6 protein-coding genes are annotated in these 23269 nt (G+C 69.7%); 2 read left to right on the top strand and 4 right to left on the bottom strand.

Going from position 1 to position 23269, the window contains the following annotated elements; all coding sequences use genetic code 11:
- Window positions 1–10: 10 nt before the first annotated feature.
- Entirely contained in the window at window positions 11–1276 is a 1266-nt protein-coding gene (locus tag ACFYO1_RS37030) for a TetR/AcrR family transcriptional regulator (protein ID WP_387242046.1), read from the bottom strand.
- 130 nt (window positions 1277–1406) lie between these two features.
- Between ACFYO1_RS37030 and ACFYO1_RS37025 the strand changes: the two genes are divergently transcribed.
- Together ACFYO1_RS37025 and ACFYO1_RS37020 are read left to right on the top strand one after the other, a co-directional pair.
- The gene (locus ACFYO1_RS37025) at window positions 1407–2228 is read left to right on the top strand and encodes an enoyl-CoA hydratase-related protein (protein ID WP_387242043.1); all 822 of its coding nucleotides are present in this window, start codon (window positions 1407–1409) and stop codon (window positions 2226–2228) included.
- Between the two features lie 52 nt (window positions 2229–2280).
- Window positions 2281–3306 carry an SDR family oxidoreductase gene (locus ACFYO1_RS37020; RefSeq protein ID WP_387242039.1) on the top strand — a complete coding sequence of 342 codons (1026 nt, stop codon included), beginning with the start codon at window positions 2281–2283 and terminating at the stop codon, window positions 3304–3306.
- 530 nt (window positions 3307–3836) lie between these two features.
- Here ACFYO1_RS37020 and ACFYO1_RS37015 read toward each other — a convergent pair.
- From ACFYO1_RS37015 to ACFYO1_RS37005, 3 genes are all read right to left on the bottom strand, one after another.
- A complete protein-coding gene (locus ACFYO1_RS37015; protein ID WP_387243132.1) occupies window positions 3837–5072 on the bottom strand; it encodes an Nramp family divalent metal transporter in 1236 nt (411 codons plus the stop codon).
- Between the two features lie 127 nt (window positions 5073–5199).
- Window positions 5200–6192, bottom strand: a complete 993-nt coding sequence (locus ACFYO1_RS37010; protein ID WP_387243129.1) for an alpha/beta hydrolase — start codon at window positions 6190–6192, stop codon at window positions 5200–5202.
- A gap of 259 nt (window positions 6193–6451) precedes the next feature.
- Window positions 6452–23254 (bottom strand): non-ribosomal peptide synthase/polyketide synthase, encoded by a 16803-nt coding sequence (locus tag ACFYO1_RS37005; RefSeq protein ID WP_387242036.1) that lies wholly within the window; start codon window positions 23252–23254, stop codon window positions 6452–6454.
- Between the last annotated feature and the right edge of the window lie 15 nt (window positions 23255–23269).

The raw sequence follows: 23269 nt of genomic DNA, 5'->3' as shown, positions 1-23269 counted from the left end.
TGGTGTGCGGCTATTCCTGGTTGCCCAGCAGGACGGCCTGCATGAGTGCGGTGACCCGGGCCAATTGTGCTGGGCGGGAGTCGAATCGGAGCAGGCGGCCGACGTCGATCACCTGGCCGATGGCCGCGTGCACACGGAACCGCGCCTCGATCGGATCGCCGTCCAGTAGGTTGGCCCATTCGAGTACGTTCTGCCGTTGGATGGCGCGCAGCCTGTGCTGCTCGGCCGGCGGCAGGTTGCTGAATTCGGCGTAGTAGACCGGCATGATCTCCGGCATCGCGAAGGTGAGCCGGGCCTGACGTTCGGCGATCCGGCGCACCGCGTCCTCGCGGCTGGTCGCCTCGGCCAGCGCCTCGGTGATCGCCAGCGCGACCCGGTCGCCGGTTCGGTAGAACGCGGCGGCGAGCAGGTCGGATTTGCTGGCGAAGTAGCGGTACACGCTGGAGGCGTTGATCCCGACGGCCGCGCCGATCTCCTCGATGCTCGCCTCGTGATAGCCCTGCCTGCCGAAGATCCGGATCGCCTCGGTGAGCAGCTGTTCGCGTTTCGACGACACCGGCAGGCCGCGGGTGACCGGCCCCGGATCCGGTTCCGGCGGCGCGGGCGGCAGCTCGGCGCGCAGGATCGACCAGGACATGTCGTGCAGCAGCGGCAGCAACTTGGCCCCGGACAGCGCGCTGCGGTGCGCGGAGATACTGGCGATCGCGCTGAGCACGGCGGCGGCCAGCATCGCCACATCGGCGGCCGGCGCGGCCGGGCGCAGCAGCGCGATCGGCTCGGCGAGGGTGCCGTTCAAATCGTCGTAGATCTTGCGGATCCGGATCCGATCGTCGCGTTCCAGGTAGCGCCGCTCCCAGCGGTACAGCCCGGCCTCGCGGCGGATCTCGATGGTGTGTTCGCTGATCGCCCGGATCAGCGCGTCCAGCCGCTGCTCGGGCGCCAGTTGCGGGTCGTCGGCGGCGCGCGCGACGTTCAGCAGGTGCCGGGCGCCCTCTTCGGCGGCCGCGACGAGCAACGCGTATTTATTGGTGAAGTGCCGGTACAGCGCGGGCCCGGAGATCCCCACCTCGGCGGCGATCTCGTCGACGCCGACCGGGTAGTACCCGCGATCGCTGAACGCGCGGGCGGCCGCCCGGATGATCTGCACCTTGCGATCCTTCGGCCGCCGACGGACCTGCCCGCCCGTCACCCGACCGCCCCCTGCGGAATCGCTGCGCGCGGCCGGCTGGTCCGGCCGCGCGGAAGCGAGGCCGACCTCGCTGCGATCCGCGACCATGCACCTCTCCGTTCTCCGGCGGCGCCACTGGTTGACAGCGCCCGACAATGGAACCTAAGTTAACCACAATTCGCAAAGTTAACCAGTATTCATGGCAGGGTAGCCGCTGAGTTCCAGCGTAGGAGCAAACATGAGCAATACCGATTCTGCGGCAGTAGACGTGTCATCGACGCCTGCGGACGGCTTTACGGCGGTGCCCGACGGCAAGGTGCTGCGGGTGACCATCACCAATCCGAAGCGCAAGAACGCCGTCGGCTACGACACCATGGTCGCCCTCGGCGACACCTTCGTGAACGCGGCCGCGGACAAGTCGGTCCGGGCAATCGTGCTGACCGGCGCGGGCGGCGACTTCTGCACCGGCGCCGACCTCACCGCCACCGTGCGCGAGGCCCAGCGCGGCATCACCCCCGACATGACCATGGACGCCGCCAACCGATTGGTGCAGGCCATCGTCGACGCCCCCATCCCGGTGATCGCGCGGGTCAAGGGTGCCGCGGCCGGCGTCGGCGTGGCCCTCGCCCTGGCCGCCGACCTGGTCTACGCCAGCGACGACGCCTACCTCCTGCTCGCGTTCATCAACATCGGCCTGATGCCCGACGGCGGCGCTGCCGCGATGATCGCCGCCGCGGCCGGTCGCCCCCTCGCCGCCGAGATGGCCCTGCTCGGCGAGCGTCTCTCCGCCCCCGCCGCCAAACAGGCGGGCCTGTTCACCGCCGTGGTCCCCGAGGCCGAACTCGACCAGAAGGTCGAAGCCGCCGCCGCGAAACTCGCGACCGGCCCCCGCCGCGCCCTCGAACTAACCAAGCAAGCCCTCAACCAAGCGACCCTGACCTCTCTCGCCCCCGCCTTGGCGGCCGAAAAGTCCGGCCAGACCGAACTTTTGACCTCTCCCGACTTCCTCGAGGGCGCCACCGCCATGCTCACCAAGCGCAAACCGGTCTTCGAGGACTGACACGGCTCTGGCCTGCAGGCTGGGCGAAGCGGGGGAGCTAAGCTCCTCGGCTATGGGCTACCTGGTTACCGGGGCAACTGGGTTCATCGGTCGGTTCCTCATCCCCGAGCTGCTGAAACGCGAGGGTGACATTCATGTGCTGGTGCGGCCGGGCCCCGAGTCCGCCGACCGGTTCGCCTACTGTGCCCGCGAGTGGGGCGGCGACGATCGGGTGCGGCCGGTGCCCGGCGATCTCGGCGCGCCCGGTCTCGGTATCGATCCGACCTGGCTGGCCGAGCATCGCGGCACGATCGACCACGTCTTCCATCTGGCGTCCAGCTATGACCTCGCCGAGCGCAGCGACGGCACCCGGCATCTGGTCGACGTCGCCGAAAGCCTGAAAGCCGGTCTGTTGCATCACGTCTCGACGGTCGACGTGGCCGGTTCGGCGGAGGGGCTGTTCACCGAGGACATGTTCGACGAGGGCCAGACGCTGACCACCCCGGCGCAGCGAGCCAAGTTCGAGGCCGAGCGGATCGTCCGCGCCGCCGCCATGCCGTGGCGCATCTATCGGCCATCGATCGTGATCGGCCATTCCCGGACCGGCGAGATCGACCGAATCGACGGCCCCTACTACTTCTTCCGCCTGTTGCGCATGGGCGCGCAACTCCCGCGCATCCTGCCGGTGCTGGTGCCCAAGCTCGGCGAAACCAACATGGTCCCGGTCGATTTCGTCGCCCGCGCCCTGGATTACATTGCGCACCAACCCGGCTCGAACGCGACGACCTACCACCTGGTCGATCCACGCAGACAGAGCGTCGCCGACGCTCTGAATCTTTTCGCCGACGAGGCCGGCGCACCCCACCTGGTCGAGGTGATGCCCAAGCGCGCCCTCGACCTCGCGCGCCAGGTACCCGGTGCCAGCTGGCTCCTCCCCCGCGTCGGCGTCCCCCGAGACATCCTGGAGCACAGCGAATTCAGCTGCTGGTTCGACTGCCGCCACACCGCAGCCGCCCTCTCCGGCACCGACATCAAGGTCCCCCCACTGGCCGGCTACGCCCCCCTCATCTGGAAATACTGGATCGAAAACTGGGTCTGACCCCACCCCCTCATCGAGTCGAGTCAAAAGGTCGCCAATTGATCTTGAACAACGACCTTTTGACTCGACTCGATACGAAAACGACCTTTTGACTCGACTCGATGAGCGAGAGGACCTGGCCCACCAGACAGGGTCGGCCACTTGACTCCCTCTTTTCCATGCCTCTTTGAACCGGACCACCACCCGATGACCACGCCGGAACCCGAGCGTTGCCCATGCCAACTGCCTAAGTAGGTCGGGGACCCCACCTGACGTGCCCAGCACTATCGATCATCTCCAGGAGCAGGTATACCTGACTCGCCAGGTAGACCCCCGGCATGTCCCAACGCAACCTGACGAGAAAAGCTGAAGACCTACCCAGGTTTTCACTGAAGTAGTGCTGAGCACGTCGCCTGCCGTACCCGGCTTTAGGCGCATGTCGAGCAAGCGACGTCCAGTCCCAGCGTGGTCATCTGGCTGTGGTTGCGTCACAAACACTTTGGACAACGGTGGGTTCGATCCGCGGCGGTTTCGCTGACGGGTGTGGATGGTCAGGCGCCGGTGAGCGTGAGGTAGATCAGGGCGATGTTGAGGGCTGAGATTATCGCTGCTATCAGCCAGGCCAGGATGGTGGTGACGCGGTGGTTGACGTCGGTGCCCATCAGCACCCGATCGCTGGTGAAGCGGACCAGTGGGATCAGGGCGAAGGGGATGCCGAAGGACAGGACAACCTGCGAAATGATCAGTGCGCGAGTGGGATCGATGCCGACACCGAGGATGACCAGGGCGGGGATCAGGGTGACCAGGCGGCGCAGGAGCAGCGGGATGTGGCGGCGCAGCAGGCCCTGCATGATCATCGCGCCCGCGTAGGCGCCGACCGAGGTCGAGGCCAGGCCGGAGGCGAGCAGACCGATGGCGAGCAGCAGCGCCGCGACCGGACCCAATGCGTCGCCGACGGCGGTGTGCGCGTCCTGCAGGGTCTCGATCTCGCGGTCGCGCAACGTATTCGCCGCCATCAGCAGCATCGCCAGGTTGACCGTGCCGGCCAGCAGCATCGCCAGCACCACATCGATTTTGGTGATCTTGAGCAGCCGGACCCGCTGCGCCCCGACCGGCGGATGGCCGTGCCGGTCCCTGGCCAGACCGGAGTGCAGGTACACCGCGTGCGGCATTACCGTCGCGCCGATCATGGCCGCGGCGAGCAGCACGCTCTCCGAGCCCTGGAACCTGGGCAGCAGGCCGCCCAGGGTGCCGCCGACCGACGGCGGTGAGATGAAGACGCTGGCCAGGAAGCCGATCGCGATGATCGCCAGCAGGCCGGTGATCACCCGCTCGAACGGCTGCTGCCCGCGCCGGTCCTGCACCAGCAGCAGACCCATCGAAACCACGCCGGTGATCACGCCGCCGAGCAGCAGCGGCAGCTGGAACAGCAGGTTGAGCGCGATCGCCCCGCCGACCACCTCGGCCAGGTCGGTGGCCATCGCGACGGTTTCCGCCTGCCCCCAGTAGGCGAGCCGGGTGCCCCGCCCCGACCGTTCGCGCACCGCCTCCGGCAGCGACAGGCCGGTCACCAATCCCAGCTTGGCCGAAAGGAATTGGACGAGCCCCGCCATCACGTTGGCCATCACGATGACCCAGACGAGCAGATACCCGAACTTCGCGCCCGCGCTGATATTCGACGCCACGTTGCCCGGGTCGACGTACGCGATCGCCGCCACGAAGGCGGGGCCGAGCAAGAGGCCGGCCGCACGGGCCCGCTGGGACGCTGCTTTAGCGGACTCCGCCATCGTCGTACTCACAGAACAGAATTTTACGGGTCTCCGAACTCTTTCGTTAGCCCTACCCGTAAAAGCCGACCGCCTGGTCATACCCAAAGGTATAACCAGGCGGTCGGTCGGTATTTAGCCGGGTCTGTCAGATGCCCAGGCCGCGGGCCAGGACCGGCCAGGAGAGCTGGAACTCGTCGCGCCAGTAGCCCCACGAGTGGGTGCCGCTGTTGCGGAAGTTGTAGGTCGCCGGGATGCCCAGCGAGTCCAGCTTGCCCTTGAGGTTGTTGGTGCAGAAGTTGGTGCCCGCCTCGATCACGCCGCCGATGATGATCTGGTTCGCCAGACCGTAGGCGCCGGGCAGCGCGTACTTGCCGTCGAGCGTGTCGTACTGGCCGGGCAGGCCGTTGCCGGTGGAGATGTAGAGGTCGAGTCCGCGCAGGCCCTCGGCGTGCACATACGGATCGTTGGCCGCCCAATCCGGCGCTCCCGGCGGGCCCCACATGTTCTCGGTGTTGCCGCCGCCCCAGGTCTCGACGGTGAGCTTGACGAACTCCGAGCCGACCGGGTCACTGGTCTGGGCGCAACCGCTGTAGGCCGCGGCCGCCTTGTACAGGCCGGGCTTGGCGATCGGCAGCGCGAGCACGGTGGTCCCCGAGGTGGACAGGCCCGCGATCGCGTTCACGCCATTGGTGCCCAGCGCCCCGTCGACCAGCGGCGGCAGCTCCTCGGTGAAGAAGGTCTTCCACTTGTTGCGGCCGAGCGTCGGGTCGTCCTTGATCCAGTCGGTGTAGTAGCTCCACTTGCCACCGATCGGCTGGATCACGTTGACGTTCTTATCCGAAAGGAACGCCAGCGCATCGGTCTTCGCCTGCCAGGAGGCATCGTCCTGGCCGCCGCCCGCGCCGTTGAGCAGGTACAGGGTCGGGCGCGGGACCGACGCGTCGGCCGGGCGCTGCACGTCGATGATGACCTTCTGATCCATCGCCGCCGAGTACACGTACAACCGGAGGTTGCGCGCGTCCTTGTACTCGGCCTTGGTGATCTTCGAGCCGTCGGGCGAGGTCGGGTTGGCCAGCAGACTCTTGCCGTCGATGATCGGGTCAGCGGCCGACGCGGGGGCCACGCCGAGGCCGGTCATCACTCCCGCGAGGACCGCAGTGGCCGCGATCGCCGCGGCGGCACGCAGGCCGCTGCGCCGGGTCTGTCGACGTATCAATTTCGCACCTTCGCTTCGTCTCGAGATTCCATCTGCATTACCCCACGTGCCCTGCGGTGGCCGCCCTGGACACACCACGGCAGACCATACGGGCTATGTTGTCGCGGCAAAAGAGGTGATCGTTACCGCAGCGTTGCCCCATCATGCCTGAGCTACCCCGTTTCGGGCGCGCCCGACCCACCTAGTGCGCCCGCGGATCGAGCAGGTCCGACAGACTCGGCCCGATCTCGGCCAGCGCCTCCGGCGTGGTCATCTGATCATGCGCGACCCCGATCGGGTGATCTTCGACACGACCGTCGACGAACGGTTGCCAGTTGGCTGCCGCGGTGTCGTGACCAGCCGCGCTGTAGTAGTCGAGCCGGCCGTGGAACACCGCTGGGCGATGCTCGGCGATCAACTCGGCCGAACGCACCGCGCTGCGGTAGATCCGGCGCACCCGCTCGGGCGTGAGCACCGCCATGTCCGGCGGGATGGTGGCGTGCAGCGCGGCCAGCGCCTCGTCGCTGAGATCGTGGATGTCGCCGTCGGTGGGCAGCAGCCCGTCGGCCCCGATGCCGAGCTCGCCGAGCGCCTCCCGGATCGCCGCGCGGAAGTCGGTCACATCGATGTCGGGATGACTGTCCAGCATGGCCAGCAGCGCGACCTGCTCACCCGCGGCCTGCAATTCGGTCGCGATGGCATGCGCGAGCACGCCGCCGAGCGACCAGCCGAGCAGCCGGTACGGCCCGTGCGGCTGCACGGCCCGGATCTCCGCGACGTACCTTGCGGCCATCTCGGCCAGCGAGGCGGGCAGGTAGCCCTCCTCGGTCAGCGCGGGCGACTGCAAGCCGAAGATCGGCCTGCCGGCCGGCACGTAGCGCGCCAATCCCGCGTAACACCAGGACAATCCGTACATCGGATGGATGCAGAACAGCGGCTCGGCGGGGGCCATGTCGTGCGGCACCCTGGTCCGGATGGACAGCAGCACGCCGAGCGCGGCGTTCGAGTCGAGGTCGTAGTCGTGGTCGCCGGCCAGCGCGGCGAGGATGCGGGTGGCCAGCGAGCCGGGCGTCGAATCGGTGAAGAACCACTGCACCCGGACCTCGGCGCCGGTGAGCGTGCGCAACCGGCTGACCGCGCGGGTCGCGACCAGCGAATTGCCGCCCAGGTCGAAGAAGTCGTCGTCCAGTCCGACCCGGTCGACGCCCAGGATCTCGGCGAAGACCTCGACGATGGTCCGCTCCAGCGGAGTCGTCGGCGGCCGGTACGGCCGGGCCGCGAGCTCGGGCACCGGCAGCGCCTTGCGGTCGAGCTTGCCGCTGGCGTTGAGCGGCAACGCGTCCAAGACCAGGAACGCCGACGGCACCATGTACGACGGCAAGGCGGCCCGCGCGTGCAGCAGGGCGGCCGTCTGGTCGATGGTCTCCCCCGGCCCGGCGACGAGGTAGGCGACGAGCCGGTCACCGGTGCTGCCGCCGACCAGGCTGACGGCGGCGTGGCGCACGGAATCGAGGCCGAGCAGCACGGTTTCGATCTCGCCCAGTTCGACTCGCTGACCGCGCAGCTTCACCTGAAAGTCACTGCGGCCCAGGTACTCCAGCACCCCGGCCCGCCAGCGAACGATGTCACCGGTGCGATAGAGCCGCGTACCGCCCTCGTGCGCGACGAACCGCTCCGCGGTGAGGGCAGGCGCCCCGAGGTATCCGCGGGCCAGCTGGACGCCCGCGATGTACAGCTCACCCGCGGAACCGGGCGGCACCGGGCGCAGCTGCCGGTCGAGCACGTGCACCTGAGTATTGGCCACCGGCGTGCCGATCGGAATCGACAGGGCAGCGGTGTCTTCGACCGGGTAATCGGTGACGACCGTCGCCTCGGCGGGCCCGTACCAGTTCACCAGCTGGGTGTTCGGCAGCGCGGCGGCGAAGGCGGTCGCGGTCTCGGCGGTCAGCGCCTCGCCCGCGGCGAATACCCGGCGCAGGCTCGGGTATTCGGCCGCCGACTCCGGCCCCAGGAACGCGTCCAGCATGGACGGCACGAAATGCACCGTGCTGACCGCGTTTTCGGCGATGGTCTGGGCCAGATACACCGGATCGCGATGACCGTCCGGTTCGGCGACGACGATCGACGCGCCGGTCTGCAACGGCCAGAACAACTCCCAGGTGGAGATGTCGAAGGTGATCGGCGTCTTGTGCAGCACCACGTCGCCGGTGTCGTGCGGGTAGGCCCGCTGCGCCCAGCGGAACTGGTTGACCATCTGCCGGTGCGTGATCACCACGCCCTTGGGCCGGCCGGTGGAACCCGAGGTGTAGATGACATAGGCGACGTTGTCCGGGCGAATGCCGGTGTCGGTGAACGCGACCGACTCCAGCGGCAGGTACAGCGTGTCCACCGCGACGACCGCGATATCGGTATCGGTCTCGAACGCGTCGGCGGTGGTGGTCAGCACGCACGCGGGGTTGGCGCTGGCCAGCACGTACTCGTTGCGTTCCGCCGGGTGATCCGGATCGATCGGCAGGTACCCCGCGCCGGCCCGCAGCACGCCGTAGATGGTGACGACCAGGTCGATACCGCGTCGCATGGCCACGCCGACCCGCGATTCCGCGCCGATGCCCCACCGGCCGATCTCCCCGGCCAGCGCCCGTGAGCGCAGGTCCAGATCGGCGTAGCTGAGCGTGACGTCGCCGTAGCGCACCGCGGGCGCGTCCGGCGTGCGCGCCACCTGCGCGTCGAACAGCGACAGCAGCGTCGCGTCGTCGAGCAGCTCCGGCACCTCGGTGGCGTTGCGGGCGGCCAGTTCGGCGCGTTCGGTGTCGAGCAGCACGTCGATGTCGGCGACCCGGGCCTGCGGGTTGGTCACGAACCGCCGGATCAGCGCCGAAAGCCGTTGCGCGAGCGCCTGTGCCGCCGTCTCGTCGAACAGGTCGCGCAGGTACTTCACCGACACCCGGAGCTGGCTGTCCAGCACCACCATCACGGTGAGCGGGTAGTGGGTGCCGTTGACCGCGCCGACGCCGGTGACGCTCAAACCGTCGATGTCGCTGGCCTTGTCCAGCCCGTCACGATCGACCGGGAAGGACTCGAACACCACCAGGGAGTCGAAAAGCCCTTCCACACCGATGGTTTCCTGAATATCGCTGAGTCCGAGGTAGTGGTGGTCCAGCAGACCCGCCTGCTCGCCTTGCAGCTGACGCAGCAGCCCGCCGAGCGTGTCGGTGGCTCCGAGGCGCACCCGCACCGGGATCGCGTTGAGGAACAACCCGACCATGCTCTCCACGCCGTCCAGCTGCGGCGGCCGGCCGGACACGGTGGCGCCGAACACCACATCGTCGCGATCGACGCTGCGTCCGATCAGCAGACCCCACGCCGCCTGCACGACCGTGTTCACCGTGACGCCGAGACCCGACGCCAGCCGGGTGAGCGCGGTGGTGTCGGACTGCGCCAGCTCGAAGCCGACTTCGCCGACGCCGGCCGAGATTTCGCGGCCGGGATCGACCGGCGCCAGCGGCGTCGGCTCGGTGATCCCACTGAGCGCGGTGCGCCAGGCCGCGCGCGCCGCGTCGGCCTTCTGCGCGACCAGCCAGGCCAGGTAGCCCCGATACGACGGAACCTTGGGCAGATGCCGGGAATTGCCGCCGAGCGCGTACAGGGTCAGCAGATCCTTCATCAGCAGCGGCATCGACCAGCCGTCGATCAGGATGTGATGGCTGGTCACCAGCAAATGGAAGGCGTCGGCGGACGAACGGATCAGCGCGAACCGCAGCAGCGGCGCGGTCCGCATGTCGAAGTGATCCGCCAGATCGGCCGCCTTGATCGCGGCCAGCTCCCCGGCCGCGGCGTCCGGCTCCAGCTGGCTGAGATCGATGAGCCGCCAAGGCACTTCGAGCGAGTCCTGGACGATCTGCACCGGATTTCCGGCAGCGTCCTCGGCGAACGCGACGCGCAGATTGTCGTGCCGATCCAGCACGCCCTGCGCGGCCCGGTGCATCCGGCCCGGGTCGACATCGCCGCCGAGATCCAGGACGAACTGGGTGGTGTAGACGTCCACCGAGGACTCGGCGAGCAGTGCGTGGAACAGCATGCCCGACTGCAACGGCGTCACCGGCCACACATCGGCGAGGTTCGGATAGGCGGCGGCGAGGCGGTCGATGTCGGCCTGCTTCAACCGGACCAGGCTGAAGTCCGACGGCGTGAAGGTGACGCCCTGCGCGCGCAATCCGTGCTCGGCCAGCCCGCCGAGCGCGTAGATCCAGTGCTCGGCGAAGGTTTTCACCGCCTCGCCGGCGAATGCTGCGGAGGCGTAGTCGAATCGGGCGACCAGGCCGTCGTCCGCGGCGTCGACGGTGAGGTCGAGCAACAGGTCGTCGGCCGTGGTGTCGGTGTGCACCCTGGCCGGGCGCAGATCCCGGTAGCGCAGCGCGAATCGGCCGCGCCCGAGCTCGCTCAGGTCGGCGGCGGTGTCCGCGTTGAGATAGCGCAGCAGGCCGTAGCCGACGCCCTGCGAGGGCACCGAACGGCGCAGCTCCTTGATCTGGGCGAGCGCGGCGCCCGCGGCCGGGCCGCCGACGAGGGCATCGTCGGCGTCGATCCGGCTGAGCCGCAACGGAAGCGGGAAGTCGGTGGTGAAGCCGCCGACCATGTTCTCGTCGGCATCGGTCGCGGACCGCTCGTCGGCGGACAACCGGATCACCGAGCCCAGGGCGCGCGTGACGGGATCGCCCGCCGCGGTTTGCAGGGCCAGCGCGACCGCGGTGAGCAGGACGTCGTCCACGGTGGCGTGATAGGCCGCCGCGGCGGCGGCCACCGCGGCGGCGCCCTCCGCGGTGATCGCCAGCGAAACCCGGCTGCGCGCACGCAGATCGCGCCCGTCCGCGACATTCCCCTCCGGGATCGTCGCCAGAACCCGCTCCCACCAGCCCAATTCGCCGATGGTCCGCAGATCGTGCGCCTTAGCCGAGAGCGCGCGGATGAGCACGCCGAGGCCGGATTCCGGCGCCGCGGGAGCGGCGTGCCTGCCGCGACTCCAGGCCGCGGTCAGCTGGTCGACGATGGTCCGCCACGAGATGTCGTCCACGACCAGGCCGTTGGCGACGACGATCAGCGTGGACCGTCCCTCGGGTCCGCCGGTGAGCACGAAGTGGATGTTGCGGCCCTGCTCGGGATCGAGCGCCGCGGCGGCGGCCTGCACCACGTCGTCGATGGGCAGCGTGGTTTCACCGTGCTGCGCGTCCAGTCGGCGGAACGCCTCCCCGGTGCGTTCGTCGGCCGGAGGAATCCGCAGCACCGGGGTGTCGCCGTCGCGGTCGAGCCGCACCCACAGCATCGGATGCTGATCGAGCACCTTGCCGACCGCGGTGTGCACGGCTTCGACCGCACAGCTCTCCGGGACGTCGAGCGAGATCGCCCGCACCTCGACCCCGGTTTCGAGCAGCCGAGCCGCGTGCGGCGTCAACGGAAGGTCGCCGGACTCGTCGCCCGGGCCGTCCTCGACCACCGCGGCCTTGGCCAGCGCGGCCACGGTGCGCGACTCGAAAACGTCACGCGGAGTAAAGGTCACGCCGCGACCGCGCGAGCGCGACACCACCTGAATGGACACGATGCTGTCGCCGCCGAGGGCGAAGAAGTCGTCGTCGAGCCCGACCCGGTCGATGCCGAGCACCTCGCCGATCACCTCGGCGATGGTCAGTTCCGCCTTGGTCTGCGGAGCCCGGTAGGCCGTCGTCTCGATGGCCGGTTCGGGCAGCGCGCGCCGATCCAGCTTGCCGACCGGGGTCAGCGGGATCTCGTCCAGCACCACGATGGCGGTCGGCACCATGTACTCCGGCAGCGTGCTGCCGAGCTGTTCGGTCAGCGCCGCGATATCGAGCGTCACCCCCTTGGCCGGCAGCACATAGGAGACGAGCATCGTTGCGCCGGCGCCGGATTCGCGGCCGAGGGTGGCGGCGAACTCGACACCGGGCTGCGCGGTCAGTGCGGCGTCGATCTCGCCGAGCTCGATCCGGAAGCCGCGCACCTTCACCTGGAAGTCGTTGCGGCCCACATACTCCACTACCGGCTTGCCCTCGGCGCGCGCCCAGCGCACCACGTCGCCGGTGCGGTAGAGCCGTTCGCCCGGCCGTCCGTACGGGTCGGCGACGAATCGCGCGGCGGTCAGCCCCGGCCTGGCGTGGTAGCCGCGTGCCAGCTGGATGCCGCCCAGATACAGCTCGCCCGCAACGCCTTCGGGCACCGGACGCAGCCTGCGGTCGAGCACCAGCGAACGCATGCCGCGGATCGGGCCGCCGATGGTCACCGGCTCCCCGGCCCGCAGCGGGTCGCTGATGTTGGTCATGATCGTGGTCTCGGTGGGCCCGTAACCGTTGTGGAAGCGCCGGTTCTCCGACACCGCCCACTTGGCCACCAGATCGGCGGGCACCGCCTCGCCGCCCGCCACGATGGCCTGCATGCCGGACAGCGCGTCCTGGTCGAGCGAGGCGAGCACGGACGGGGTGAGGAAGGCGTGCGTGACGCCCTCGGTCCGGATCAGTTCGGCCAATTCGTCGCCGCCGAACGTCTGCGGCGGCGCGACCACCAGCGCACCCGCCGGGCCAAGCGCGAGCAGCAGCTCCAGCATCGACGCGTCGAACGACGGGGACGCGAAAGCCAGTGCGCGCGTGGTCTGGTCGAGCTCGTAGCGCTCCACCTGCTCGGCGCTGAAGTTGGCCAGGCCCGCGTGTGTGACGACCACGCCCTTGGGCACGCCGGTGGAGCCCGAGGTGTAGATCACATACGCGGCGTTGGTGCTCCGGATCGGACCGTGGCGTTCGGTGAGGCTGATCGGGCGGTCCGAGCGGGACGCGACGTCGAAGGTGAAGTCGCGATCGTCGAGCACGAACCAGGGCCGGCCGCCCGCCATCGCGGGCAGGCCGCCGAGCTCGGCGGTCAGCGTGACGCCCAGTGCCGCACCGGAATCGGCCACCATGTGCGCGATCCGGTCGGCCGGGTAGGTCGGGTCGATCGGCACGATCGCCGCGCCGGTCTTGGCGATCGCCCACAGCGCGAGCAGGGACTCCACCGAGCGCCGGATGGCCAAGGCGACCAAGACGTCCGGGCCCGCGCCACGATCGATCAGCGTGCGCGCCAATTGCGAAGAGGCGGCGTCGAGTTCGACGTAGCTGAACGAACGTCCGCCGACGACGAGGGCGGCGCCGGTGGGATTCCGGGTGACCGCCGACGCCATCAGCTCCGGCAGGCTGCGCGGGGCGGCCGCCTCGGCGCCCGCCCGGGAGACCAGGTCGGCCCGCTCGGACTCGTCCAGGATCTCCAGGTCGCCGACCGCGGTGTCCGGGTCCTGCGCGACGGCGGCCAGGATGCCACGGAAGCGACGGCCGAACTCGCTGACCGTCTGCTCGTCGAACAGGTCACGGGCATAGGTGAATTCGGCGGCGAGACCGGCCTCCGCGCCCGCCTCGGTGCGCTGCTCGCGCATGGTCAGCAGCAGATCGAACTTGGCGGTGTCGGCCGCCGGGTCGAGCGCGGCGAAGCTCAGGCCGGGCAGCTCGAAGCTGGTCGCGGCCAGGTTCTCGAACGACAGCGCCACCTGGAACAGCGGGTGCCTGCCCGCGGAACGCTCCGGGTCCAGCACCTCGACCAGGCGCTCGAACGGGGTGTCCGCGTTGGCGAATGCCCGCAGGTCGGTCTCCCGGTTGGCGGCGAGCAGGTGGGTGAAGCCGAGGTCGGCCGCGACCCGGGTGCGCAGGACCAGGGTGTTGACGAACATGCCGATCAGATCGTCGAGTTCGGCCTCGCCGCGGCCCGCGATCGGAGTGCCGATGGCCACGTCCTCGGTGCCGGACATGCGCGCCAGGAACACCGCGAGCGCGGTGTGCACGACCATGAACAACGTCGCGTTGTGCTGCTTGGCCAGTCCGACCAGAGCCGCGTGCACGTCGGCGTCGATGACGAAATCCGTTTTACCGCCCGCGAAACTCTGCGCGGCGGGGCGCGGCCGGTCGGCCGGCAGGTTCAGCTCGTCCGGCAGGCCGGCGAGTTCGGTGGTCCAGTAGGCCAATTGGGCGCCCGCGAGCGATTCGGGATCGTCGTCGCTGCCGAGCACGCTGCGCTGCCAGAGCGCGTAGTCGGCGTACTGGATGGGCAGCGGGGCCCAGGACGGCGCCTCGCCGCCGCTGCGAGCGGCGTAGGCCAGCATCAGGTCGCGGGTCAGCGGGCCCATCGACCAGCCGTCGGCGCTGATGTGGTGGGCGACGAACACCAGAACGTATTCGCTGGCCGCGAGCTGGAACAGCCGGGCCCGGAACGGCACCTCCATGGTGACGTCGAAACCCGCGGAGACGATGCGCTGCACCTCGTGCGCGACCCGTTCCTCGCCGATCTGCGCGGGCGCGAGATCCACCGAAACCTCGTGCGGCGCAAGGATTCGCTGGGTCGGGCCGGCCATGGTCTCCGGGTAGACGGTGCGCATGATCTCATGCCGGGCGACGAGATCGGCGACGGCTTGCTGCAACGCGTCGACGTCCAGGTCGCCGGACAGCCGGATCGCGGCGGGAATGTTGTAGACGGCGGCCGAGGTGTCGAACTGGTTGAGGAACCACATCCGCTGCTGCGCCGACGACAACGGGATGTGGTCGGGGCGCGGCTGCGCGACAAGCGGATTGCGCGTGTGCTCGGTCGTGGTGTGCTCGACCTTGACCGCGAGCCCGGCGACGGTGGACGCCTCGAACAGCGCGCGCACCGGCACCCGCGAATCGAGCGCCGCGCCGATCCGCGCGGCAACCTGGGTGGCCAGCAATGAATTACCGCCGAGGGCGAAGAAGTCGTCGTCGGCGCCGACCCGTTCGACGCCGAGCACCTCGGCGTACACCGACGCGACGATCTCCTCGATCGGGGTCGACGGCGCACGGAACACCAGCGCCTCGAACTCCGGCTCCGGCAACGCCTTCCGATCCAGCTTGCCGTTCACGTTCAGCGGCAACGCGTCCAGCACCACGAATGCCGACGGCACCATGTACGACGGCAACGCCTCGCCCAGCGCCGACTTCACCTGTGCCACATCGAGGCCGGCGGGCTCTTCGGGACCGCCCGCTTCGGCGGCGGCCTGCGCGGCGAAGGCAGCGGCTTGGACGGCGAAGGAACCGGCCGGTCCGGGCGGCGCGACGGCTTCCGCGGTGGGAACCAGATAGGCGACCAGGCGATCACCGGTCTTCGGATCGGACTTCGCGACCACCGCGGCCTGCGCGATCTCGGGCAGCGCCAGCAGCGCGGCCTCGATCTCCCCGAGCTCGATGCGGAAGCCGCGGATCTTCACTTGGAAGTCGGTGCGCCCCTGGTACTCCAGCTCGCCGTCGCGGTTCCAGGCCACGAGGTCGCCGGTGCGGTACATCCGCGCACCGGACCGGAACGGGTTGGCCACGAACCGATCCGCGGTCAGATCCGCGCGACCGAAGTAGCCACGCGCCAGCTGATTGCCCGCCAAGTACAGCTCGCCGAAGACGCCGACCGGCACGGGGCGCAGGCGGCTGTCGAGCACGTAGGCCTGGCTGTTCCACTCCGGCGTGCCGATCGGCACCGAGCCCTGGTCAACCTCGGTCACCCGATGCCGGGTAATCGACACGGCGGCTTCGGTGGGGCCGTACAGGTTGTCCAGCCGAACATCGGGGTGCGCCAGCAGGAATCGCTGCGCCAAGGCGGCGGGCAGGGCCTCGCCGATGGCGAGCACGCGCCGCAGCGGTGACGGTTCCGGGTCCGCCGCGGTGCCGGTATGCACCAGCAGGGCATCCAGCATGGACGGGACGGCGTGCAGCGTCGTCACCGATTCCCGGCTGATCAGGTCGTTGAGGTAGGCCGGGTCGCGATGCCCGTCCGGGGTGGCGATCACCAGTTTGCCCGCGCAGGCCACGGCCGACCAGAACTCCCAAACCGAGAGGTCGAAAGTCGCGGCGGTCTTGAGCAGCACGGCGTCGTCGTCGGACAGGCCGAATTCGGCTGTCTTCCATTGCAACTGGTTCGCGATCGCGGCGTGCGAGACGGCTACGCCCTTCGGCCGGCCGGTCGAGCCGGACGTGAAGATCACGTACGCGGTGTTCTCCGGCCGCAAGGGCGCGACGCGCTCCGAGTCCGCGAGCGGACCGCTGGCAAAGGAACCCAGGACCAGCTCGTCGACGGGCACCACGGGGGCGGCCTCGGTGTCGAATTCGGCGTCCGCGTTGGTCAGCACGCACACGGGCGCGGCCGTGGCGAGGATGTAGTCGGTGCGTTCGGCGGCCTGGTCCGGGTCTACCGGCACATACACGCCACCGGATTTCGCCACCGCGTACATCGCCACGACCAGGTCCACCGATCGGCGGAAGGCGAGCGCCACCCGCGATTCCGGTCCGACCCCGATCGAGATGAGGTACCGGGCAAGACGATTCACCCGGGTGTCCAGCTCGACGTAGTTCAGCTCGTGCCGGGCACCGTCGGGCAGGTCGGCCACCACGGCGACCGCCTCGGGGGCCGCGGCCAGCACCGCGCGCTGCAGGAACGCCGGCAGCGTCGCGGCATCGGCGACCACGTGCGCGGTGTCGTTCCAGCGCACCAGGACCGAGTCGCGTTCATCGGCCGCGAGCAGGTCGATATCGCCGACGGGTGTCGCGGCGTCGGCGACCACGGCGGCGAGGATGCGCGCCAGCCGATCCGCGAAGCCCTGCACGGTGGCGGCGTCGAAAAGGTCGGTGGCATAGGTGAAGAACCCGCCGATGCCGGTGGGGGCGCCGGATTCGTCGTAGCCGTCGCCGACGATCAGATGCAGATCGAACTGCGACACATCGAGATCGGCGTCGACGCCGGCCACGGTGAGGCCGGGCAGTTCGAGCGCGGTGCGCGCGATGTTCTGGAACGACAACCCGACCTGGAACAGCGGGTGGTGTGCCGTCGAGCGCGGCGGGTTCAGCACCTCGACCAAGCGCTCGAACGGAATATCCGCGTGCGCGAACGCCTGCAAGTCGGTATCGCGCTGCCGCGCAAGCACATCGGCGAACGATTCGCCGCCGTCGAAGGTGGCCCGGAAGACCACGGTGTTGACGAACATGCCGATCAGGTCGTCCAGCTCACGCTCGCCACGACCGGCCACCGGGGTTCCGATGGCGATGTCGCCGGAACCCGAGAGCCGGGCCAGCAGCACCGCAAGCGCGGTGTGCACGACCATGAACAACGTCGCACCATGCGCGCGACCGAGTTCCACGAGACCGGCGTGGGTAGCGGCGTCGATCCGCACATCCACCCGTGCACCCGCCATCGACGCGATCGCCGGGCGCGGCCGATCGGTCGGCAGTTCCAGCAGGTCGGGCAATCCGGCCAGCTGCTTGCGCCAGAACAGGATCTGCTGCGCGGCAATCGACTCCGGGTCGTTCTCGTCGCCGAGCACCGCCCGCTGCCACAGCGCGTAATCGGCGTACTGCACACGCAACGGATTCCAGCCCGGCGCCTCGCCCGCGGTCCGCGCCGCATACGCGATCATCACATCACGCACCAGCGGTCCCATCGAGGACGCGTCCGCCGCGATGTGATGCACCACCACCGCGAGCACATAGTCCGAACCCGCTGCGCCGTCGGTGATTTCGAACAACCGCACGCGCACCGGCACCTCGCCGGTCACGTCGAACGGCGTCGACGCCAGCGCGTACACCGCACCCGGCACGTCGGCCGCGGCAACCGGGCGGGCGGTGACGTCGAGGGCAACCAGGCTCGCGGGCAGCACGACCTGCACTGGACCGTCGGCGTTCTCCGGGTACACGGTGCGCAGCACCTCGTGCCTGCTCACCACGTCGTCCAGGGCCGCGCCGAGTGCGGCGACATCCAGCGCGCCGGTCAGTCGCAACGCGAACGGCAGGTTGTAGGCGGCCGAACCGACGGCCGCGTCCTCGCCGTCGGCCTGGTCGAACCGGTTGAGGAACCACATTCGCCGCTGCGCCAGCGACAACGGCAACTGCTCAGGCCTGACGATGCTGCCGAGCCGCACGCCCCGCTCGGCGTGCGTCCTGGATTCGATCGCGGCGGCCAGCGACTGTACGGTCGGCGTCTCGAACAGCGTGCGCACCGGCACCTTCGCGTTCACCGCGGCGCCGAGGCGGGCCACCAGCTGGGTGGCGATCAGCGAGTTGCCGCCGAGGGCGAAGAAGTCGTCGTCGGCGCCGACCCGATCCAGGCCGAGCACCTCGCCGAACACCTCGGCGACGATCTCCTCGACCGGCGTCGCGGGAGCGCGGAATTCGCGCGCGGTGAAGGTCGGCTCGGGCAGCGCCTTGCGGTCCAGCTTGCCGCTCGGATTCAGCGGGAACGCGTCCAAGGCGACGAGCGCCGTCGGAATCATGTACGCGGGCAATGTTTCCGCGATCGCGGCGAGCAGCTCCGGCTGCTCGATCGAATGTCCCGGCGCGGCAACGACATAGGCGACCAGCTGATCGCCCAGCGCGGACCGGCTGACCAGCGCCACCGCCTGGTTCACCGCGGGCTGGGCCAGCAGCGCAGTCTCGATCTCGCCGAGCTCGATGCGCTGGCCACGGAACTTCACCTGGAAGTCGGTGCGGCCGAGGTACTCCAGCCGATGCGCGCGACCGGCGGTGGCGTCGCGCCACACGACCAGGTCGCCGGTGCGGTACATGCGCTCGCCGAAGCCGAACGGGTCGGCCACGAATCGATCGGCGGTCAGATCCGGCCTGCGTACGTAGCCGCGCGCCAGCTGATCACCGGCGAGGTAGAGCTCGCCGGACACCCCGGCGGGCACCGGCCGCAGCCGGGCATCGAGCACGTAGACCTGGGTGTTCCACTGCGGCAAGCCGATCGGCACCGAACGGGTATCCGAACCGTCGGCCGTCCAGTAGGTCACCGATACCGCGGCCTCGGTCGGGCCATACAGGTTGTGCACTCGGGCGGCCGATACCGCGCGGAACGCGCCGACCGTCTCCGGCGGCAGCGCCTCGCCGATCACGAAGACGTCCCGCAGCGTCGGGCAGGCATCCGCCGCGGTGTGCGCGGCGAACACGGTCAGCATGGACGGCACGAAGTCGGTGACGGTGACCCGCTGCGCGGCAATGGTTTCCGCGACGTAGACGGGATCACGGTGTCCGTCGTGGGTGGCGACTACGAGCTTGGCGCCGGCCCGCAGCGGCATGAAGAAGCCCCACAGCGACACGTCGAAGGTGGTCGCGGTCTTCTGCAGGTACACATCGTCGGTGCCGAGCGGGTACTCGGCGAGCATCCACTCGATCTGATTGTTGATCGCCGCGTGCGACACCGCGACACCCTTGGGGCGACCGGTGGAGCCCGAGGTGAAGATGACGTAGGCGGGATGCTGCGGCAGCACCGCACGGAGCAACTCGTCCCTGCGCACCGGCGCACCGTCGAAAGCGCTGGTGTCGACCGTATCCAGGGTCAGCACCGGGGTACCGGCCCGCACCTCGATCGCGTCCGCCGAGGTGGTGACCACACAGGCCGGTCGTGCCGTATCGAGGATGTGCGCGATCCGCTCGGCCGGATGATCCGGATCCAACGGCACATACGCCCCACCCGCAGAGACGATCGCATACATACCCACAACCAGATCCAGCGAACGCCGAATCGCCAAACCCACCAGCGACTCCGAGCCGACGCCCTGCGTAATCAGCAGCCGGGCAAGGCGATTCACCCGCTCATCGAACTCGCGGTACGTCAGCGTCGCGCCTTCGTGCACCAGCGCAACGGCTTCCGGATGCGCCGCGACGGCCCGCCGGTATCCATCCAGCAGCAGCTCGGGCGCGACCGCGTGCCGGGTCTCGTTCCAGCCGACCAGAATCCGCGCCAGCTCCGCCGGTGCGAGCAGGTCGATCTCCCCGACCGCGCGCTCCGGATCGGCGCCGACCGCGACCAGCAGCCGTTCGAACCGCCGCGCGAACTCCGCGATGGTGGCCTCGTCGAACAGATCCGTGGCATAGAGGAACTGCGCGGAGAACCCGTTCTCCGGCTTCGGCACCACCGTCAGCTGGAGATCGAACTTGGCTACCGCGCCGTCGAATTCGACCGCCTGCGCGGACAATCCGGGCAGCTCGACCTGGGCCCTGGTCATGTTCTGGAAGAACAGCGCCACCTGGAACAGCGGGTGATGGGCCTGCGAGCGCACCGGGTCGAGCACCTCGACCAGTCGCTCGAACGGCAGCTCCGCATGCGAAAACGCCGCCAGGTCGGTCTCTTTGGTGGCGTCGAGCAGGTCGAGGAACGAGGTGCCCGGGTCGATCGGGGTGCGCAACACCAGCGTGTTGACGAACATACCGATGAGCCCGTCGAGCTCGCGTTCACCGCGGCCGGCGACCGGCGTGCCGATGGTGATGTCGCCGGTGCCGGTGAGCCGGGCGAGCAGGGCCGCGAACGCGGCGTGCACCACCATGAATTCCGAAGCGCCCGAGCGCTGGGCGAGCTCGATGAGCCCGCGATGCACCTCGGCGCTCACTTCGAAGGTGTACTCCGCACCGTTGCCGGAGGCGACCGGCGGGCGCGGCCGGTCCGCGGGTAGCTCCAGCCGATCCGGAATGCCCGCCAGCACATGCCGCCAGTAAGCGATCTGCGCGGCGGCCACCGACGTCGGATCGGACTCGTCGCCGAGCACCTCGCGCTGCCACAGCGTGTAGTCGGCGTACTGCACCGGCAGCGGCGGCACCGCGGGCGGGGCGCCGTTGCGCCGGGACAGGAAGGCGCCGAGCAGATCTCGCAGGAACGGGGCCACCGACGCGCCGTCGGCGGCGATGTGGTGCACCACCACGACGACCACGTGCTCGCTCGGCGACAGCTCGGCCAGCGCGATGCGCAGCGGCACCTCGGCGGCCACGTCGAAGCCGGCCAGCGCGAACTCGCGCAACCAGTCCGCCAGCTCGTGTTCGGCGAGCGGTTTCGGCGCCAGGTCCGGAACGGCCTGGGCCGCAGGCAGAATCACCTGGTAACCGGTGCCGTCGATGGCCGGGTAGACGGTGCGCAGCGTCTCGTGCCGCTCGATCACATCGGTGATCGCGGCCTGCAACGCCGACACATCCAGCAGGCCGGACAACCGGATGGCGAACGGAATGTTGTTCGCCGCCGAGGTGGTATCGAACTGGTTGAGGAACCACATCCGCTGCTGGGCCAGCGACAGCGGAATATGTTCCGGCCGTTCGGTCGGCGCGAGCGCGCGCCGGTCGCCCGCGCCCTTCAACGTCTCCAGCCGCTCGGCCAGCCCGGCGACGGTGGGGGTTTCGAAGATCAGCCGCGCGGGCACCCGCGCCGTGAGCGCCGCACCGAGCCGGGCGGCGGCCTGGGTGGCGATGAGCGAATTACCGCCGAGTTCGAAGAAGTTGTCGTCGGCGCCGACCGGTGCGCCGGGCCCGAGCAGCTCGGCGAAGACGTCCGCGACCAGCTCCTCGAGCGGGCCGACCGGCGCGCGAAACACCTTGGTCTGCAAGCGCGGCGAGGGCAGCGCGGCCCGGTCCAGCTTGCCGACCGGGGTCAGCGGGATCGTGGCCAGCACCATGACCACAGTCGGCACCATGTGCGCGGGCAGGCTCTGCTCGGCGACCGCGGCCAGCTCGGCGGCATCCGCGTCCATGCCGGGCGCGGAATGCACGTAGGAGACCAGGATCGTCGCGCCGCTGTCGAGGTCGTGCCCGACGGTGACCGCGAAATCGACGGTCTCGTGCGCGGCGAGCACCGCGTCGATCTCCCCCAGCTCGATCCGGAAACCGCGGATCTTCACCTGGAAGTCGTTGCGGCCCAGGTACTCCAACTCCCCCGAATCGCTCCAGCGCACCAGGTCGCCGGTCCGGTACAGCCGGGAGCCGTTGGCGTCGAACGGATTCGCGACGAACCGGGACGCGGTCAGCCCCGCGCGGTCGTGGTAGCCCCTGGCCAGCTGCGCGCCGGTGATGTACAGCTCGCCGGCGTCCCCGGCGGCGACCGGCACCAGCTGCTCGTCCAGTACGTATTCGGTGATCGCGCGGATCGGCCCGCCGATGGTCACCGGTGCGTCCGCGGCCAGCGGCGCACTGATATTCGTCATGATGGTGGTCTCGGTGGGCCCGTATCCGTTGAAGAACTCCCGGGTCCGATCGCCGGAAACCGGTGTGGCCCAGCGCCGCACCAACTCCGGCGGGCACGCCTCGCCGCCCGCGACCACCACGCGCAACTCGTCGAGCCCGGACGGGTCCACCGACGCCAGCGCGGCCGGGGTGATGAACGCGTGCGTCACGCGCTCCCGGCGGATCAGCGCCGCGAGTTCCTCGCCGCCGAACACCGTCGGCGCGACGACCACCATGGTGGCCGCGCCGCCGACCGCGAGCAGCAGCTCCAGCACCGACGCGTCGAACGACGGCGACGCGAAATGCAGAGTCCGCGAGTCGCTCGTGACCCGGTACCGCTCGCGCTGCTCGTCGCAGAAGCTCGACAGGCCGGCCTGGGTGACGACGACGCCCTTGGGCTTGCCGGTGGAACCCGAGGTATAGATCACATAGGCGGGATGCTCGGCGCGCAGCGGCCGCACCCGATCGATGTAGGTCACCGGGTCGGCGGGGAACTCCTCCAGCAGCCTGGCGCAGTCCGCGGTGTCGATCGGCAGCCAGTCCACCCGGTCCGGCAGCTCGTCGCGCACCGCGGCCACGGTCAGTCCGAAGACCGCGCCGGAGTCGACGACCATGTGCTCGACCCGGTCGGCCGGATAGTTCGGGTCCACCGGCACGAAGCCGGCCCCGGCCTTGGCCACCGCCCAGGCCGCGACCACGGAGTCGATCGACCGCGGGATGCCGATGGCCACCAGATCCTCCGGCCCGATTCCGCGGCCGATGAGTAGTCGGGCCAGCCTGGTCGAGCGGTCGTCCAGCTCGGCGTAGCTCAGCTCGGCCAGCGTGCCGGTGGCGTCGGCGAACGCGACACCGACGCCGCTCGGGTTCGCCTCGACCGCGGTGGCCAGCAGCTGCGGCAGCGTGGTGACGCGGGATCGCCTGGTTCGGGTGGGCCGAACGCGTGCCGGTCGGGTCATGACTCCACCTCGCCG

Source organism: Nocardia sp. NPDC006044 (assembly GCF_042871115.1).
GTDB lineage: Bacteria > Actinomycetota > Actinomycetes > Mycobacteriales > Mycobacteriaceae > Nocardia.
Note: the sequence above shows the minus strand (reverse complement) of the source record. Positions and strands in the feature narration are given on the sequence as shown.